The 17949-nt window shown below is 72.7% G+C and carries 15 protein-coding genes and 1 tRNA gene; 9 read left to right on the top strand and 7 right to left on the bottom strand.

What is annotated here, in order from left to right; translation table 11 throughout:
• Positions 1-115: 115 nt before the first annotated feature.
• From thrC to argS, 4 genes are all read right to left on the bottom strand, one after another.
• Positions 116-1165, bottom strand: a complete 1050-nt coding sequence (gene thrC / locus AB0D28_RS09280; protein ID WP_357383866.1) for a threonine synthase — start codon at positions 1163-1165, stop codon at positions 116-118.
• A 112-nt stretch (positions 1166-1277) separates the two neighbouring features.
• Positions 1278-2582, bottom strand: a complete 1305-nt coding sequence (locus AB0D28_RS09275) for a homoserine dehydrogenase (protein ID WP_357383864.1) — start codon at positions 2580-2582, stop codon at positions 1278-1280.
• Positions 2579-3988 (bottom strand): diaminopimelate decarboxylase, encoded by a 1410-nt coding sequence (gene lysA, locus AB0D28_RS09270; RefSeq protein WP_357383862.1) that lies wholly within the window; start codon positions 3986-3988, stop codon positions 2579-2581. Before lysA ends, AB0D28_RS09275 begins: the two co-directional genes overlap by 4 nt.
• 4 nt (positions 3989-3992) lie before the next feature.
• Entirely contained in the window at positions 3993-5660 is a 1668-nt protein-coding gene (gene argS, locus AB0D28_RS09265; protein ID WP_357383860.1) for an arginine--tRNA ligase, read from the bottom strand.
• Positions 5661-5759: 99 nt separating this feature from the next.
• Between argS and AB0D28_RS09260 the strand changes: the two genes are divergently transcribed.
• From AB0D28_RS09260 to AB0D28_RS09240, 5 genes are all read left to right on the top strand, one after another.
• The gene (locus tag AB0D28_RS09260; protein ID WP_357383858.1) at positions 5760-6596 is read left to right on the top strand and encodes a DUF3105 domain-containing protein; all 837 of its coding nucleotides are present in this window, start codon (positions 5760-5762) and stop codon (positions 6594-6596) included.
• 10 nt (positions 6597-6606) lie between these two features.
• Positions 6607-7281, top strand: coding sequence for a DUF305 domain-containing protein (locus AB0D28_RS09255; protein ID WP_357383856.1), 675 nt, complete (start codon positions 6607-6609; stop codon positions 7279-7281).
• 384 nt (positions 7282-7665) lie between these two features.
• Entirely contained in the window at positions 7666-8361 is a 696-nt protein-coding gene (locus AB0D28_RS09250; protein WP_026267749.1) for a winged helix-turn-helix domain-containing protein, read from the top strand.
• 76 nt (positions 8362-8437) lie between these two features.
• A tRNA-Arg gene (locus AB0D28_RS09245) sits at positions 8438-8509 on the top strand.
• Between the two features lie 167 nt (positions 8510-8676).
• Positions 8677-10686 (top strand): helix-turn-helix transcriptional regulator, encoded by a 2010-nt coding sequence (locus AB0D28_RS09240; RefSeq protein WP_357383854.1) that lies wholly within the window; start codon positions 8677-8679, stop codon positions 10684-10686.
• 56 nt (positions 10687-10742) lie between these two features.
• Here AB0D28_RS09240 and AB0D28_RS09235 read toward each other — a convergent pair whose 3' ends face one another.
• Positions 10743-11867 (bottom strand): cupin domain-containing protein, encoded by a 1125-nt coding sequence (locus AB0D28_RS09235; protein ID WP_357383852.1) that lies wholly within the window; start codon positions 11865-11867, stop codon positions 10743-10745.
• Between AB0D28_RS09235 and AB0D28_RS09230 the strand changes: the two genes are divergently transcribed.
• Positions 11784-12269 carry a DUF1275 family protein gene (locus tag AB0D28_RS09230; protein WP_357383850.1) on the top strand — a complete coding sequence of 162 codons (486 nt, stop codon included), beginning with the start codon at positions 11784-11786 and terminating at the stop codon, positions 12267-12269. The genes AB0D28_RS09235 and AB0D28_RS09230 overlap by 84 nt on opposite strands.
• Before the next feature lie 12 nt (positions 12270-12281).
• Here the strand turns inward: AB0D28_RS09230 and ligD are convergent, their stop codons facing one another.
• Entirely contained in the window at positions 12282-13241 is a 960-nt protein-coding gene (gene ligD / locus AB0D28_RS09225) for a non-homologous end-joining DNA ligase (protein WP_357383848.1), read from the bottom strand.
• Positions 13242-13330: 89 nt separating this feature from the next.
• Here ligD and AB0D28_RS09220 point away from each other — a divergent pair, with 89 nt between their 5' ends.
• From AB0D28_RS09220 to AB0D28_RS09210, 3 genes are read left to right on the top strand one after another with little or no spacing between them, the layout of a single operon-like run.
• Complete coding sequence (locus AB0D28_RS09220; protein ID WP_357383846.1) at positions 13331-13771, top strand: helix-turn-helix domain-containing protein; 441 nt, start codon at positions 13331-13333, stop codon at positions 13769-13771.
• A gap of 45 nt (positions 13772-13816) precedes the next feature.
• On the top strand, positions 13817-14362 hold the full coding sequence (locus AB0D28_RS09215; RefSeq protein ID WP_357383844.1) for a helix-turn-helix domain-containing protein: 546 nt from the start codon (positions 13817-13819) through the stop codon (positions 14360-14362).
• Positions 14363-14390: 28 nt separating this feature from the next.
• The gene (locus AB0D28_RS09210; RefSeq protein WP_357383842.1) at positions 14391-16571 is read left to right on the top strand and encodes an MMPL family transporter; all 2181 of its coding nucleotides are present in this window, start codon (positions 14391-14393) and stop codon (positions 16569-16571) included.
• 35 nt (positions 16572-16606) lie between these two features.
• Here AB0D28_RS09210 and AB0D28_RS09205 read toward each other — a convergent pair whose 3' ends face one another.
• Positions 16607-17863, bottom strand: a complete 1257-nt coding sequence (locus tag AB0D28_RS09205; RefSeq protein WP_357383840.1) for an erythromycin esterase family protein — start codon at positions 17861-17863, stop codon at positions 16607-16609.
• Positions 17864-17949 lie beyond the last annotated feature (86 nt).

Here is a 17949-nt window from a genome sequence, read left to right as displayed (position 1 = left end):
CACTCCTGAGAGGTGTCCGGCGGGGGGTGTCTGAGTCTGCCGCACGCCCCGGCACTCCCGGCATCCGCCCCGGCCGATGACACTCCCGCCGGCGCCGCCCGCCGACGCCTCGCCCTCAGACCAGGTCGAGGGAACGCGCGGCGGCCAGCGCGTCGTTGGCGATGGTCACCGGCGCCGGCGCGGTGGAGATCGCCCACTCCGGGTCCTTCAGGCCGTGCCCGGTGACCGTGCAGACCACCCGCGACCCGGCCGGCACCCGCCCGGCAGCGGCCTGCTGGAGCAGACCGGCGACGCTGGCCGCGCTGCCCAGCTCGACGAAGACGCCCACCTCGCGGGCCAGCAGCCGGTACGCCGACAGGATCTCCCGGTCGGTGACCGCCGAGATCAGGCCGTCCGAGGCGTCCCGCGCGTCGAGGGCCTTCGTCCAGCTCGCCGGGTTGCCGATCCGGATGGCGGTGGCGATGGTCGACGGCTCCGGCACCACCTGCCCGGTGACGATCGGCGCGGCGCCGGCCGCCTGGAAGCCGTACATCCGGGGGGCCTTCGTGGCGTTGCCGTCGCGCAGGTCCTCGGAGTAGCCCATCCAGTACGCGGTGATGTTGCCGGCGTTGCCGACCGGCAGGCAGTGGATGTCGGGCGCGTCGCCGAGCGCCTCGACGATCTCGAAGGCGGCGGTCTTCTGGCCGTGCAGCCGGTCGATGTTGACGGAGTTGACCAGCGCGACCGGGTAGTCCTGGGCGAGCTTGCCGGCGAGCCCGAGACAGTCGTCGAAGTTGCCCTGCACCTGGAGCAGCTTCGCGCCGTGCACGAGCGCCTGGGCCAGCTTGCCCAGCGCGATCTTGCCCTGCGGCACCAGCACCGCGCAGGTGATCCCGGCCCGGGCCGCGTACGCGGCGGCGGAGGCGCTGGTGTTGCCGGTGGAGGCGCAGATGATCGCCTTGTCACCGGCCTCGACGGCCTTGGAGACCGCCACAGTCATGCCCCGGTCCTTGAACGAGCCGGTCGGGTTGGCGCCCTCGACCTTGAGCCACACGTCCGCGCCGACCCGGGCGGAGAGCACCGGCGCCGGCAGCAGCGGCGTGTCGCCCTCGTGCAGGGTGACGACGGGAGTCGCCTCGGTGACCGGCAGCCGATCCCGGTACGCCTCGATCAGTCCCCGCCACATGTCGTGCTCCTCGCCTCTGTCGCCCCGCTCCGGGGCCTGCCACCAGCGTGACCCAGCCGGCTCGGCCGGTCACCGGCACACCCTGACCTAACCATCAGGCGGGACGCGTGGGTTACGCGCCGCCCTCCACCCGCAACACACTCGTCACCGACCTGACGATGTCGAGTCCGCGCAGCTCACGCACGGTGGCCGCGAGCGCGGCGTCGGGCGCGACATGGGTGACGATAACCAGCTCCGCGTCGCCGCCGGCCGGCCCCTGACGAACGGTGGCGATGGACACCTCGTGCCGGGCGAAGACGCCGGCCACCCCGGCCAGCACGCCCGGACGGTCGGCCACGTCGAGGCTGATGTGGTAGCGGGTGAGCGCCTCCCCCATCGGCCGCACCGGCAGGTCCGCGTACGCCGACTCGCTCGCCGCGCGCACCCCGGCGAGGCGGTTGCGGGCCACCGCCACCACGTCGCCGAGCACCGCGCTGGCGGTGGGCGCGCCACCGGCGCCCCGGCCGTAGAACATGAGCTGCCCGGCGGCGTCGGCCTCGACGAAGACCGCGTTGAACGCGTCCCCGACGCTGGCGAGCGGATGGGTCAGCGGGATCATCGCCGGGTGCACCCGGACGTTCACGGTCTCCCGGCCCCCGGGGTCGACGCCCCGGGCCGCGATGCAGAGCAGCTTGATCGTGCAGCCCATGGCCTTGGCGCTGGCCACGTCGGCGGCGGTCACCTCGGTGATGCCCTCGCGGTGCACGTCGGCGGCGGTCACCCGGGTGTGGAACGCCAGCGAGGCGAGGATGGCCGCCTTGGCGGCGGCGTCGAAGCCCTCCACGTCGGCCGTCGGGTCGGCCTCGGCGTACCCCAGCTCGGTGGCCTCCTCCAGCGCCTCGGCGAACCCGGCGCCGGTGGCGTCCATGGCGGAGAGGATGAAGTTCGTGGTGCCGTTCACGATGCCGGTGACCCGCGTGATCCGGTCGCCGTGCAGCGACTCGCGCAGCGGGCGCAGCAGCGGGATGGCCCCGGCGACGCTCGCCTCGTAGTAGAGGTCGGCGCCACCCTCGGCGGCGGCGTCGTGCAGTGACGCGCCGTCCTCGGCGAGCAGCGCCTTGTTGGCGGTGACCACGCTCTTGCCCGCGCGCAGCGCCTCGACCAGCCAGCCCCGGGCCGGCTCGATGCCGCCGACCACCTCGACCACGACGTCCACGTCGTCGCGCTTGATCAGCCCGAGCGCGTCGGTGGTGAACAGCGCCGGGTCGACCGGCAGGTCGCCGCGGTCACGGCCGATCCGGCGTACGGCGATCCCGACGATCTCCAGCGGGGCGCCGATCCGGGCGGCGAGGTCTTCCGACTGCTCGTGCAGCAGCCGGACCACGTCGCTGCCGACAGTGCCGCAGCCGAGCAGCGCCAAGCGAACCGGTGAGGTCATCCCACATCCAATGCCAGCAGGTCGTCTTCGGTCTCCCGGCGGACGATCAGCCGCGCCCGACCTTCGCGGACGGCGACGACCGGCGGCCGCGGGACATGGTTGTAGTTGCTCGCCATGCTCCGGCAGTAGGCCCCGGTGCCGGGCACCGCGACAAGATCTCCGGGCTGCACGTCAGCGGGCAGGAATTCATCCTTCACCACGATGTCCCCGGACTCACAATGCTTTCCCACCACGCGGGCGAGTATCGGCTGCGCGGCCGACGTGCGGTTCGCCACGGTGGCCGAGTACGAGGCGTCGTACAGGGCGGTACGGATGTTGTCGCTCATCCCCCCGTCCACGCTGACATAAGCACGACCAGCCACCGCGTCACCGCCAGTGCCCAGCGGCACGGACTTGACGGTCCCGACCTCATAGAGCGTGAACACGGCCGGACCGACGATCGCGCGGCCCGGCTCGATGGACAGGTGCGGCACGGCCAGGTTCTCCGCCGCGCACTCCCCGTCGACGATCTTGCGGAGCCGCTTCGCCAGCTCGTGCGGCGAGGCCGGGTCGTCCTGGGTGGTGTACGCGATGCCGAAGCCGCCGCCCAGGTCCAGCTCGGGCAGCTCCACGCCGCGCGCGTCGCGGATCTGCGCTTGGAGGGCGAGCACCCGGCGGGCGGACACCTCGAAGCCGCTGGCGTCGAAGATCTGCGAGCCGATGTGCGAGTGCAGCCCGCGCAGCTCCAGCACGTCCTCGTCGAGGATCTTGAAGGCGGCCGCCGCGGCTGCGCCGCCCGCCAGCGAGAACCCGAACTTCTGGTCCTCGTGCGCGGTGGCGATGAACTCGTGGGTGTGCGCCTCCACGCCGACGGTGACCCGGATCAGCACCATCGGGCGTACCCCGCGCTCGCGGGCCAGCTCGGAGAGCCGGTCGATCTCGGTGAACGAGTCGACGATGATCCGGCCCACGCCGGCGTCCACCGCCCGGGTCAGCTCCGCCACCGACTTGTTGTTGCCGTGGAAGCCGATCCGCGCAGGCTCCATCCCGGCCGACAGCGCGGTGGCCAGCTCACCGCCGGTGCAGACGTCGAGGAACAGGCCCTCCTCGGCGATCATCCGGACCACGGCGCGGCACAGGAACGCCTTGCCGGCGTAGTAGACGTCCGCGTCCGGGAAGGCCGCCCGGAACTCCCGGCAGCGCTCGCGCAGGTCGTCCTCGTCGAGCACGTACGCCGGGGTGCCGTACTCGGCGGCCAGGTCGCCGGCGTCCACGCCCGCGACCGTCAGCGCGCCGCCGGGGCCCCGCGCCACGTTGCGCGGCCACAGGTGCGGCACCAGGGCGTTGACGTCGACCGGGGTACGCAGCCAGGCCGGCCCCCGGGTGCCGATCTCGCCGTGCAGCGCGCCCGCCTCGTGAGCCCTCATGCCGTCACATCCGCTCCGGCGCGGACACCCCGAGCAGGTGCAGGCCGTTGGCGACGACCACCCGGGTGGCGTCGTTGAGCCAGAGCCGGGCCCGGTGGGTGTCGGTGATCTCCTCGTCGCCCTGCGGGGCGATCCGGCAGTTGTCGTAGAACCGGTGGTACGCCTGCGCGACGCTCTCCTCCAGGTAGCGCGCCACCCGGTGCGGTTCGCGCAGCTCGGCGGCGGTGGCCACCACGGCCGGGAACTCGGCGAGAGCCTTGAGCAGCTCGTTCTCCTTGTCGTGGCCGAGCAGCTCCGGCTGGAACGCGGCGGCGTCGCCACGGGTCAGCCCGATCTCGGCCGCGTTGCGGGCCGCCCCGGCGGTACGCGCCGCGACGTACTGCACGTAGTAGACCGGGTTGTCGTTCTTGGCCCGGGTCCACAGCTCCACGTCGATGTCGATGGGCGAGTCGGCCGAGTAGCGGGCCAGCGCGTACCGGGCGGCGTCCACGCCGATCGCGTCGACCAGGTCCTCCAGCGTGACCACGGTGCCGGCCCGCTTGCTCATCCGCACCGGGGCGCCGTCGCGGACCAGGTTGACCAGCTGGCCGATGAGGATCTCCAGGTTGCGCGCCGGGTCGTCGCCGAAGCACGCGGACATCGCCTTCATCCGGCCGATGTAGCCGTGGTGGTCGGCACCCAGCATGATCACGACCCGGTCGAAGCCGCGCTCCCGCTTGTTCAGGTAGTAGGCGCAGTCGGCGGCGAAGTAGGTCCACTCGCCGTTGGACTTGCGCAGCACCCGGTCCTTGTCGTCGCCGAACTCGGTGGTGCGCAGCCAGGTCGCGCCCTCGGACTCGAAGACGTGCCCCTGCTCGCGCAGCCGGGCCAGCGCCGCGTCCAGCGCGCCCCGGTCGTGCAGGTCCTTCTCGTTGAAGTACGTGTCGAACTCCACCCCGAAGTCGCGCAGCGAGGACTTGATCTCGGCGAACATGAGCTGGACGCCCTCGGTCCGGAACACATCCTGGGCGGCGTCCTCGGGAAGCTCGAGCACATCCGGCCGCAGCCGGACCACCTCGGCGGCGATCTCCGCGATGTACGCGCCGCCGTAGCCGTCCTCCGGCGCGGGCTCGCCCTTCGCGGCGGCCAGCAGCGAGCGGGCGAACCGGTCGATCTGGGAGCCGGCGTCGTTGAAGTAGTACTCGGTGCCCACGTCGGCGCCGGTGGCGCGGAGCAGGCGGCTGAGCGCGTCGCCGACGGCCGCCCAGCGGACCCCGCCGATGTGCACCGGGCCGGTCGGGTTCGCCGAGACGAACTCCAGGTTGATCCGCTGACCGGCGAGCGTGTCGCTGCGCCCGTACGCCGGACCGGCCTCGACGATGACCTTGGCGAGCTGACCGGCGGCGGCCGCGTCCAGGCGGACGTTGAGGAAGCCGGGCCCGGCGATCTCCACCGACTTGATCCCCGGCGCCTTGGCCAGCTCGTCGGCCAGCGCGGTGGCCAGCTCCCGCGGGGGCACACCCACCTTCTTGCTGAGCTGGAGCGCCAGCGTCGAGGCGTAGTCACCGTGATCCGGATTACGGGGTCGCTCGACGGTGGTCTGCGCGGGCAGCGCGGCGCGGTCCAGTCCCCGCTCGTCGAAGACGGCGTGGGCTGCGGCGAGGACGACCTCGGCGAGTTCTGCGGGAGTCACTGATCCATGTTATCGGGGGTAGACTCGGGCACCGCGGCGGCGACCCAGCATGTGAACCGGTCCCGCGCTCCCCCTGACCGACCGACCTGACGAGGCACGATGAGCATCAGCACCCCGGGCGGCCCGGAACGCCGTCCCACCGTGGTCAGCACCGGCAAGAAGCCGGCCGCCGGCCGGCCCGCGGCTGCCGACAAGCCCGCCGCGAAGGCCGGCTCGGGCAAGGCCGGGGGCGGCAAGGGCACGCCACGGCAGGGCGCCGGGGGCAAGGGCCGCAAGCCGGTCACCCCGGTGAAGGTCAGCCAGGGCCGCTCCTGGGGTCCGATCGCCCTCTTCGTCGCGGTCGGCGTCCTGGCCGTGGGCATCATCGGCGCCGGCGCCTGGGCGGTCTACCAGGGCGCCCAGCCCTGGCAGAAGCGGGCCGAGGCGATCGACGGCATCGTCGACTACCGCGCCAAGGACAAGGACCTGGTCAAGGGCGGTAACCACCAGCCCGGCACGATCAAGTACGACATCGCCCCGCCGGTCGGCGGCCCGCACAACCAGGCCTGGCAGAACTGCATGGGTGACGTCTACGACGCCCCGATCGCCAACGAGCACGCGGTGCACAGCCTGGAGCACGGCACGGTCTGGATCACCTACCGCCCGGACCTGCCCGCCGACCAGGTGGAGAAGCTGCGCGGCAAGGTGCAGGGCAAGGAGAAGCTGATGCTCAGCCCGTTCGAGGGTCTGGACAAGCCGATCTCCCTCCAGGCCTGGGGCTACCAGCTCAAGGTCGACAACGCCGACGACGGCCGGATCGACGAGTTCATCAAGACGCTGCGGGTGAACGCCTCCATCGAGGGCCCGAACGCGCTCTGCGACCAGGGCGTCACCGCCACCGGCACCGCCCCGCGGGACAACCTGCAGAACAACATGCCCCAGCAGCCCACCCAGTGAGGAAGCCGCGATGACCGCTCCGGTGACCACCGACGACGAGCTGGACGAGGCTCCGGCCGCCGACCAGGGCGGCCGGGGCGCGGTGCGCCGCTACGGCCTGCTGGCGGTGGCCGCCGCCCTCGTGGTCGGGCTGGTCCTCGGGTACGCGGGCGGCCTGCTCACCCCGACGCTCACCCGGCCCGGTGAGAACTCGCCGGAGGCCGGGTTCGCCCGGGACATGACCGCGCACCACAACCAGGCAGTGGCCATGGGCCTGCTGGCGTTCAGCCAGGGCCAGGACCCCGAGGTACGCCAGGTCGGCGTGGACATCGCCACCGGCCAGCAGGGCGAGATCGGCACCATGCAGACCTGGCTGCGCTCCTGGAAGCTGGACCCGACCGGTGACCAGGCCCCGATGGCGTGGATGCCGGACGGCGGCGGGCTGATCAAGGACGGCCTCATGCCGGGCATGGCGACGCCGGAGGAGATGGCGAAGCTGCGCGCGGCGAGCGGTCGCGAGTTCGACGTGCTCTTCCTCCAGATGATGATCCGCCACCACATCGGCGGGGTGCACATGATCGACGGCATCCTCGACGAGGGGCACGACGACGACGTGCTGGCGGTCGCCCAGGTCATGAAGAACACCCAGCAGAACGACCTGACCAACCTGAGCGCCGCCCTGAAGCGCCTGGGCGGCACCCCGTAAACACCGCACCACTCACCACCGAGGCCCGGTCCCCCTCCCAGGGGCACCGGGCCTCACCCATCCCCGCCCTCCCCACCCCCGCCCCCGCCCCCCGCCCCCCGCGATCTTGCAGTTGCTGCCCCCTGGATGCCGGATTCGCCCCGTTATCGGAGGACCGAAAGTGCAAGATCGCGGGGGAAGGGCAGACCCCTGGAGATCTTGGTACGGGGGCACCCCTGGGAGGGCGGTTTCGTACCAAGATCTCGGGGGTGGGAGCTACGCACTGTCCGGAATGTTCGGTATGGGCGTTTGTAACGGTTTGGGGTTAACGGGTCATTGTGGGGGTTGGAGAGTTTTCTACCCACATATCGTGACCAGTTGCGATTCGGGCTCGTTGCCCAAGACGTGGGGGTTGCACTCAGAGACGCAGGGCGGTCGGTGACCAGCTGGTGCCGACGCCACACCATCGGCGGTGACGGAGCGGTGGCAGCCGTCCGTCGCGGACTGCGGCAGGGCGAGCCGGGAACGCTCAGCCGCGAACAGGAACTCGAACTCATCGACGTGCTCCGGGGGGTCCACCCCGACGAGTTCGGCCTCGACGAGGAGCTCTGGACACGGCAGAGCCTGACCGCCCTCATCGAGCGCCGGTTCGGGCTGGCGATGGACGCCGGCACCGTCGGGGCGTACCTGCGGGCCTGGGGGCTCGGGCCGCGCGAGCCGCGCGAGCGGGCCTGCGGCCTGTGCGTCGGCGCGGTCGAGCGCTGGGTACGCAGCGAGTACCCGGCGATCACGCGGGCGGCCCAGGAGCACGCCGCCGAGGTCTACTGGATCGGCCGGGTACGCCTGCGCGGCACCATGCCCGCCGCCGACGTGGTGTCGGCGGTCTCCTCGCGGGGGCGGGTGCGGTTCATGGTGACCACACCGTCGGTGGATCCGCCGCTGCCCCGGGACTTCGTCCTGCGGCTCAGCGGCGCCGAGGAACGCACGGTCCACCTGATCGTGGACGGCTCGTGGCCGCGCAACGAGTGGCCCCGCCGGCTGCCTCGGCGGGTCGTGCTGCACCCGCTGCCGAGCTGCGGTCGCGCCGTCGCCGCCGCCTGATCCGACGAAGATCGACTCGCGGGGGTACCGATTCGGTGATCCGGGAGGGGGTTTGCTACTCTTCTCGGGTCGCTGAGCCCCCGTAGCTCAGGGGATAGAGCACCGCCCTCCGGAGGCGGGGGCGCAGGTTCGAATCCTGCCGGGGGCACACTTGCTAGCAAACCTCGATCACCACAAGGCCCTTGACCAGACCGGTCGAGGGCCTTCGTCGTGTCCAGGCCATCTGAGCAACCCTCACCTTTGTCCCCCCGATTCGGGGATGAGCAGGTCACGAGCTGGCTAACCTCGCGGTGAACGGGTCGAACCTCAGCGAAGGTGAGCCAGTTGCCCGAGACGCCGCTGACCAGCCGCCCCAAGATGCACACAGGCGTTTCCTCGTCGTTGACCACCGCGCAGCGGTGGGTGCTGCGCGGTGTCGCCGTCGCCGACGCCCCGTGCGGCCTGTGGTTCCTCGAAGCGGTGGCCACCGGCACCGGCACCACGCCGGACGAGCCGATCGACGCGACGGTGGAGGAGCTGATCGCGCGCGGGTTCCTCGCCGACACCGCCGCCGGGCTGCGGCTGGCCTCGATCGCGTTGCGCGACGGCATCCTGCGGGACACCCCACCCTCGGTGCGTCAGGCGCTGCGCGAGGTGGCCGCCGGGGTGCTCGCCGACGCCGGGCGTCCGGCCCAGGCCGCCCGGCAGCTCCTGCGGGCCACGCCGGCGGTGAGCCGGTCCGCGCGGGCGCTCGCCACGCGGCTGGCGGCCGACCCGGCGGTCGGCCCGAGCCTCGCCGCGGATCTGCTGCTGGCCGCCCCCGCGCCCGGATCGGCCGACGCGCGCCTGGCCTGGCTGGTCGACGTCGCCGACAACCTCTACCTGGCGGGCCGGGTGGACGAGACGCTGAGCATGCTGCACCGGGAGGTCGCCGCCGACCGGTACGGGCCGCGCCAGCGGGCGATGCTGCTCGGGCGGCTCGGCGCCCACTACGCGACCCAGCGTCCCTCGCTGTCCCTGACGTACCTCGGCCGGGCACTGAACCAGGAGCTCGACGCCGCCGGGCGGAGCTGGACGCTCACCATGCTGGCGTCGCTGGCGGCCCGGTTCGGGCATCCCGACGCCGCCGAGCTGGTGGCGGCGGCGCAGCGGGCCCACGAGCGCAGCCCCTCCCCCGGCGGCGGTATCCGGCTGGCCCTGGCGAACGCGGCCCGGGCGACCGCTGTCGGCGACCTGCCCGGCGCCGCGCGGATCCTCCAGGAGGTGGACGCGGGCGAGCCCGCCGCCCGCACCCAGGCGATCTTCCTGCGCGTCGACCGGGTGGCGAACCAGATCGCGCTCGGCCGGTACGTCGACGCGGTGACCGCGCTCGACGGCGTCGCCGCTGAGATCGACACGCTCGGTGCGGTGGCGCAGCCGCTGGTCACCGCGCTGGACTGCGTGCTGCGGCTCGCCACCGGAGAGCTGGCCGAGGCCGAGGCCCGGGCCCGCCTCGCGTTGACCGAACGCGGCGGCGCCCTGCCGGCACCGGCCCGGGTGGACCTGCTCGCCACAGTGGTGGAGGTGCTGTTGCGCCGGGGTGAGGTGGCAGCGGCCCGGGAACTTCTGGCCGGGGAACGCCCCGCTGTGGGCTGGCCCGACGACGTGCAGTGGTTCCGGCTCGGCTGCGCCGCCGCCGGTGACCCGGAACCGGGCCGGCACACCGCGCTCCTGGGCGTCGCCTTCGCCCTGCCGGACCGTTCGATGGCGCCCCTGCTGCTGGTGCCGCACCACGGCCCGCGACTGGTCCGCGCGGCGCTGGCGCTCGGTGACCGGCAGCGCGCCGAGAACCTCGCCGACCAGCTGAAGCGGGCCGCCGGGATGGCGAACAACGCGCTCTGGCGCGGCGTGGCGCACCAGGTCGACGGGCTGCTCACAGGCGATCCGGCGGCACTGCGCGCGGCGGTACGGCTGCTGCGTACCACCTCCGCGCGGCCGGCCCTGGCCGACGCGCTGCACGACCTGGCGCGCTCGCCCGGGCTGCCGCCCGCGGAGACGTTCGACCTGCTCGCCGAGGCCGCCGCGATGTACACGCGGATGGGCGCGGCGAGCGACGGGGCCCGGACGCCGGAGGCCGGCAGCCCGGTGGGTGACGACGCCGGCCGCCCGGCCGTGGCCGCGCTGACCCCCGCCGAGGTACGGGTGGCCGAACTGCTCGCGGTCGGCATGACGAAGCAGGAGGCGGCCCGGGACCTGTTCGTCTCGTTCCACACCGTCGACACCCACCTGCGCTCGATCTACGCCAAGCTCGGTGTCCGCAACCGGGTGGAGCTGGCGCTGGTCTGGGAGGCCCGGGACGTCGGCTGACCGGACACGGCGCGGACGCCACGCGAGGGGCGTGGCGTCCGCGTACCGGTCCGGCCTCAGTGCCGCTGCACCGGGCTCTTCGTCTTCGGCAGTGCCTCGACCAGTTCGCGCGGCACGTTGATCGTGTCCGCCACCACCTCGGGCGGGACGTTCGCCAGCCACTGCGCGAGCGACACGTCCTCGAACTTCGCGGTCCGGAACAGCTCCAGGTAGACGAACGGCTTGTCGCCGATGTTCTCGATGTAGTGGCCCATCGAGATCGGCACGTATCCGACGTCGCCGGTCTCCATGTTGAAGGTGCGCGCGGTGCCGTGGTTGGCGAAGACACCCATCCGCCCCTTGCCCGAGATCACGTACTGCATCTCGGCGCCGTTCGGGTGCCAGTGCAGTTCCCGCAGCGCGCCCGGTTCGATCTCCACCATGGCGACGGTCGTGGTGATCGCCGCGGCGAAGTTGCTCGAGTCGGCGATCCGTACGCTCCCGCCCTCGAACTTCTCCGGTGTCTGGGCGAGCAGGCTGTGCTTGAACGTGCGGGGCACGTCGCCGGTGGGGCTGAACACCCGGTCCTCGGCCAGCGGCGGCGGCGCCTGCCCGGGGAAGATGTACCGCTCGGACTCGTCCGGGAAATTGGCCATCTGCTGCATGGTCCAGCCGAAGTTCTTGGCGATGACCTCCCTCGGCACGTGCGAGAAGAAGTCGGTCACCTGGAACGTCGCGTCCTCGGAGTAACAGCCGTCGTCGAAGACGAGCAGGAACTCCACGCCCTCCTCGTGCGCCTGGATGTGGTGCGGGATACCGGCCGGGAAGTACCAGAGGTCACCGGCCTTGACGTCTTCCAGGAAGTTGCGGCCCTCCTGGTCCACGGCGGCGATCCGGCAGCTGCCGGTGAGGACGAAGGCCCATTCCGACTGGATGTGCCAGTGCAGTTCCCGGTACGCGCCGGGGTTGAGCTTCATGTTCACGATCGCCAGGTCGTGGGCGATCGGCAGGAGACGGTTGGTGATCTCCCGGGTCCAGCCGCCGCTCTCCTGCCGGGTGTGCGCCAGCGAGAACGGGAACACCAGGTTGGGCATGAGCCCGTTGTCCGTCGACGGCGGGTGCACCAGGTCGGGGTGGGACTGGTCGATCGCCGGATTCCGCGGGACCGTGCCGACCATCTGGTGGTCCTTGGGCGATCCCATACCGGCACGGTCAGTGGATCTGGGCATGACGAGTTTCCTTCCGGGTGTGGGCCGCCGCGTCGGCGGCCCGCGCTGCTGGCGTTCCCGGTCGGCATCCTCGGCGGGCTCGTGGTCCGCACGTTCGGCGTGCAGACCGCCACCTCGTACCAGACCGGCACCGTGCTGCGCACCACGAAGGGCATCGCCGACTGGGTGTTCGAGCCGGAGGGCCGCAGCGCTGCCGGGCGGCTCGCCGCGACCGGCCTGCTCTGCCTGGTCAGCTACGCGATCGGCGGCTTCGTCGGCGCGGCCACCGAGACCCGCCCGATCTGGACGATGATCGTCACCTGGGCGCTGGCCGTGGTGCTCATCGCGTTCACCTGGGGCAAGCGGCCCCCCGCGACGGCGACCGGACGTCGCTGACGCGGGCCGGCCTCACCCGGCCTCGCGGCGGGCCTTCGCGCGGCGCTTGCCCTCGTGCATGGCCTGCACCCGGGCCACCGGAATGGTCCGACCGTGCTCGACGAGTTCCGCCGGCAGCCGCTGCGGCGCGGGCAGCGCCTCCGCCCAGGGATCCCGGTCACCGAGCAGCGCGGGCACGGTCCGCACGGTGAAGTCGGCCGGGCTCGCGCTCTCCAGGTCGGTCCAGCCCACCGGGTACGACACCGGGGCGCCGGGTCGGATCCGAGGGCTGTAGGCGGCCACCACCGTCGCCCCGTACGCCCGGGTGGAGTCGACGAAGACGCGGCCGCCGCGGTCGGCGACGATGAACGCGGTGGTCGCGGCCGCCGGGTCGAGCCGTTCGGTACGGGCGGCGAGCGCCCGGGTCGCGGCGGCGGCCTCCTCCGCGGTGGTCGCCGGGTCCACCGGCACGATCACGTGCAGCCCCTTGGCGCCGCTCGTCTTCACCGCGCCGGCCAGCCCGGCGTCGGCGAGCGCCTGGCGCACCAGCAGCGCGACCCGCACCACGGCGCCGAACGCGTTCCCCTCCGGCGGGTCCAGGTCGAGCACCAGGTGGGTCGGGTGTTCGGGCGCCCCGGTGCGGGCCAGCGTCGGGTGGTACTCCACCGCCCGCTGGTTGGCGAACCAGAGCAGCGTCCGCCGGTCGTCGCAGAGGGCGTACGAGATCTTCCGGTGTGACGCCTCCGCCCACACCTCGGTGCGGCGTACCCAGTCGGGCGTGTACTTCGGCAGGTTCTTCTGCATGAACGGCTCCTGGCCGGGCCGCACCCGCAGCACCGACAGCGGCCGGTCCCGCAGTTCCGGCAGGATCCGGTCGCCCACCACGTCGAGGTAGTCGACCAGGTCGCGTTTGGTCGCCCCGGCGCCGTCGAACAGCGGCTGGTCGAGGTTGGTCAGCGACACTCCGGCCCGGGTCTCGTCGGCTGCGCCCATCGGACCACCTTCCCGGGCCGCGCCCGGCTCGGCAACCCCGACACGGTGCCCAGCGCGTCTCGGCGGCCCGCACCTGCGACGATCGAGGGGTGGGTGACGTGGAGGCGGACCGGTGCGTGTCGGCGGAGCAGGCGAGCGCCTGCACCGTGCGGGAGGCGCTGGACCGGGTGGGCGGGAAGTGGGCCATCGGCATCCTCATCGCCGCCTCGGCCGGCCCGGTCCGCTTCACCGAGCTGGAGCGCCGGGTGGAGGGGATCAGCCGCCGGATGCTCACGCTGACGCTGCGCAACCTTGAGCGGGACGGGCTGCTGCACCGGCACGTGCATCCCACGGTGCCGCCGAAGGTGGAGTACACCGCCACCCCGATGGCCCAGGAGCTGTACGAGTCGCTGGTGGCGCTGACGAGCTGGGCGGAGCGGCACCGCGAGGCGATCAGCGCGGCCCGGGCCGAGTACGACCGGACGCATGGCGGCCACCGTCCTGACCTGCGCGGACAGGCAGTTGTGGCGAACGCCACGGACCGGATCTGACCGATCGGTCAGATCCTGACCGATCGGTCAGGCATGCTGGAGGACATGGCGCGACCCACCACCGCCACCCACGACGAGCTGCTGGCCGCGGCCGCTCGCCGGTTCGGCGTAACCGGCTACAAGGGCACCTCGCTCCAGGACATCGCCCGTGAGGTGGGCTGCTCCAAGGCGACGGTGCTCTACCACTTCGCCAGCAAGGACGCCCTGCTCTGCGAGCTGATGGCCCCGGCCATCACGATGCTGGAGGAGCTGGACGCCCGGATCGCCGCGCACACCGGCGCCGGGGCCCAACGCGTCGCCGCGGACGGCTTCGTCGACCTGGCGGTCCGCTTCCGCCGGGAGATCGCACTGCTCCGGGGCGAGTTCCCCGACCTGCTCCAGCAGCCCGCGTTCACGCACATCCAGCAGATCTCCGAACGGCTGGTCGCGGCCTTCGCCGGCTTCTCCGACCGGCCGGAGGCCCGCGTCGCCGCGCTCGTCGTGCTCGCCGGCATCGCCGAGACCTGCGGCGAGTTCCTGGACATCCCCGACGAGCAGTTGCGCCCCGCGCTGCTCGCCGTGGCGTACCGCGCGCTCGAAGTCACCACCTGATCCGAAACTGCGAGGACAAGGAAGGTCCATGGCGACCCTGCTGTACCGGCTCGGCCGGGCATCCCTGCGCCGGCGGCGACTCGTCGCCGTCGTCTGGCTCGTCGTACTCGTCGGGCTCGGCCTGGCCGCGGCCACGCTGCGCGGCCCGACGGCGAGCAACTTCACCATGCCGGGCACCGAGTCGCAGAAGGCGATCGACCTGCTCGCCGACCGCTTCCCGGCGGCCAGTGGCGCCACCGGCACCATCGCGATCAAGGCGCCACAGGACGGCGCGCTCACCTCACCCGCCGGACAGGCGGTGGTCCAGCAGGTCACGCAGGAGGCGGCCACGCTCCCCGGCGTGGTCGGCGCGGTCGACCCGTACCAGGCGCAGGCGCTCACCCCGGACGGCCGGTACGCGCTGATCCAGGTGCAGTTCGCCGGTGGGGCGGACGAGGTCACCGACGAGCAGCGCGACGCGTACGAGAAGGTCGGCGCGCAGGCCGAGGCGCAGGGCTGGCAGATCGCGCCCGGCGGCGAGGTGCTCAACGGTGAGCCGGAGGTCGGCTCGACCGAGGCGATCGGCGTGCTGGTCGCGGCGATCGTCCTGGTCATCACGTTCGGCTCGCTCGTGGCAGCCGGGATGACCATGCTGAACGCGCTGATCGGCGTGGGCGTCGGCATGGCCGGCCTGTTCGCGCTCAGCGGCGCGGTCGAGCTGACAAGCACCGCGCCGATCCTGGCGCTGATGCTCGGCCTCGCGGTCGGTATCGACTACTCGCTGTTCATCACCTCCCGGCACCGGCAGAACCTGCTCGACGGGCTCTCCCCGGAGGAGGCGGTCGGCCGCGCGGTCGGCACCGCCGGCTCGGCTGTGGTCTTCGCCGGCGCGACGGTGGTGGTGGCGCTCGCCGGCCTGGCCGTGGTGGGCATCCCGTTCCTCACCGTGATGGGCCTGGCCGCCGCCGGCACCGTCACCGTGGCCGTGCTCGTGGCGATCACGCTGGCCCCGGCGCTGCTCGGCTTCGCCGGCCACAAGGTGCTGCCGCGCAAGCTGCGCGACCGCAAGGCGGTCGAGGACCCGACCACCGGCTCGGAGGACCGCTCCGGCTTCGGCTTCCGCTGGGCCCGCTGGGTGACCAGGTTCCGCATCCCGGTGATCCTCGTCGGCCTGCTCGGCCTCGGCCTGCTGGCGATCCCGGCGCAGGACATGCGCCTGGCGCTGCCGGACGCCTCCGCCGCCGCCGAGGGCACCCCGGCCCGGGTCAGCAGCGACCTGATCCGCGAGGGCTTCGGTCCCGGCTTCACCGGCCGGCTCGCCGTCGTGGTGACGGCTGACTCGCCGCAGGCCACCCAGGGCGCCATCCCGCAGGTGACCGCGCTGATCCAGAAGACCGACGGGGTGCTGGCGGTGGCCCCGCCGCAGGTCGACCCGTCGGGGCGTACCGCGCTGATCGGGGTGATCCCGAAGTCCGGGCCGACCGACGAGGCCACCGAGACGGTGGTGCACGACATCCGCAAGCAGGTCTCCGGCATCCAGAACGTCGACGTGCTGCTCACCGGCGTCACGGCGGTCGGCATCGACGTGTCGGAGAAGCTCTCCGACGCGCTGCCGGTCTACCTGCTGCTGGTGGTGGGCCTGTCGATCCTGCTGCTGATGCTGGTGTTCCGGTCGATCCTGGTGCCGGTCAAGGCGGCGCTGGGCTTCCTGCTCACCGTGGCGGCCACGTTCGGCATCACCGTCGCGGTGTTCCAGCAGGGCCACCTGGCCGACCTGGTCGGCCTGGACACCCCGGCGCCGCTGGTCAGCTTCCTGCCGATCCTGCTCATCGGCATCCTGTTCGGCCTGGCCATGGACTACGAGGTCTTCCTGGTCTCCCGGATGCGCGAGGACTTCGTGCACGGCGACACCGCCCAGCAGGCCACCATCAACGGCATGGGGCACGGCGCCCGGGTGGTCACCGCCGCCGCGCTCATCATGATCTCGGTGTTCGGCGGCTTCGTCTTCCTGGAGGACCCGATCATCAAGTCGATGGGCTTCGCGCTCGCGATCGGTGTCGCCATCGACGCGTTCGTGGTCCGGATGACGATCGTGCCGGCGGTGATGTCGCTGCTGAACAACGCCGCGTGGTGGCTGCCGCGCTGGCTGAACAAGATCCTGCCCAACGTGGACGTCGAGGGTGAGGGCCTGCGCGCCCACCTCGCCGAGAAGCAGCACGCGCAGGTGTGAGCCGTACCGGGTGGGGTCCGACGGGCCCCACCCGGTCACACCCCCGCCGGGTACGTCTCCATCTCGCCCGGTGTGACCCGCGTCGGCAGCGGGTGCAGCGCCGTCGTCTCGTCGCACCAGACGAACGCGTCGTAGCGCTCACCGAGCCGGGTCGGCACGTAGTTGCCCCACGACTCGAAGCTCGGGTCGTACACCACCCCGATCGCCCGGTGGTCGGCCTCGCCGGTCACCCATTCCGGCTGGTCGTCGCCGCCGAAGACGAGCACCGCGCGGTCCGGCATCAGCTCGTGCAGCCGGTGCTCCACCGAACCCGCCCGGGCCGGCGGCACCACCATGGTCTCGGCCGGTGATCCCCAGCGCGGCGCGGCCACCACGCTGCCGCGCCAGCTGCCGAAGCCGATCAGCGCCACCGCGTCCCGGCCGTGCCGTTCCCGGCCGAGCTGCCCGATGTTGACCATGCCGTCCGCCGCCATGTCGGTGGCCCGGGCGTCGCCGACGTGCGTGTTGTGCGCCCACACGATGCCCCGCGAGCCCGGCCCGTACCGGTCCAACAGCCGGTCGAGCGTGTCGGCCATGTGGACGTCGCGGACGTTCCACGACTCGGGGCCGCCGCCGACCATGGCCCGGTAGTACCGCTCCGCGCCGGCCACCACCTCCGCGTTCTGCCAGGCCGAGAAGCGGTCCGGGCCGTCCGCGGCGGCCTGTTCCCGGGTACGCGCCAGCAGCCGCACCACCTCCTCCTCGCACCGGGCGGAGACGAACCGGCTCGCCATCGCGTACTCCTCGGCCCGCGTGCCGTACGGCTCGAAGCAGCGGTACGCCTCCTGGGCCGCCTCCAGCGAGGCCGGGTCCTCCTCACCGAGGTAGTCGAAGATGGCCTGCATCGACTCCCAGAGGGAATACACGTCCAAGCCGTGGAAGCCGGCCCGCTCCCCCTCCGGGCGTTCCAGGTTCCACGCGCGCAGCCAGCGGCAGAAGCGGGCCACCTCGGCGTTCGCCCACATCCAGGTGGGCCAGCGCTCGAACCGTTCCAGCGCCACGAGCGGATCGGCCAGGCCGCCCGGCGCACCGACCACCGACCGGTGCACCCGGTCGCAGTCCGGCCAGTCCCCCTCCACCGCCACGAAGTCGAAGCCCTGCTCGGCGATGAGCCGCCGGGTCACCTGCTCCCGCAGCCGGTAGTAGTCGTAGCTGCCGTGCGTCGCCTCGCCGATCATCACCACCCGGGCGTCCCGTACGCGGTCCAGCAAGGGGTCGAAGTCGCTCGGCGCGCCGAGCCGCTGTACCAGCATGTCCGCGGCTACCCGGGCCCCGCCGCGACAAACCGCGGCCCGGACCCGGCGGCGGGCATGCCGCCGGGCCCAGCGGGTAGCCGGGC

The organism is Micromonospora sp. NPDC048169, from assembly GCF_040652815.1.
Lineage (GTDB): Bacteria > Actinomycetota > Actinomycetes > Mycobacteriales > Micromonosporaceae > Micromonospora.
The sequence above is the reverse complement of the archived record's forward strand: the minus strand, read 5'-3'. Positions and strand labels throughout refer to the sequence as shown.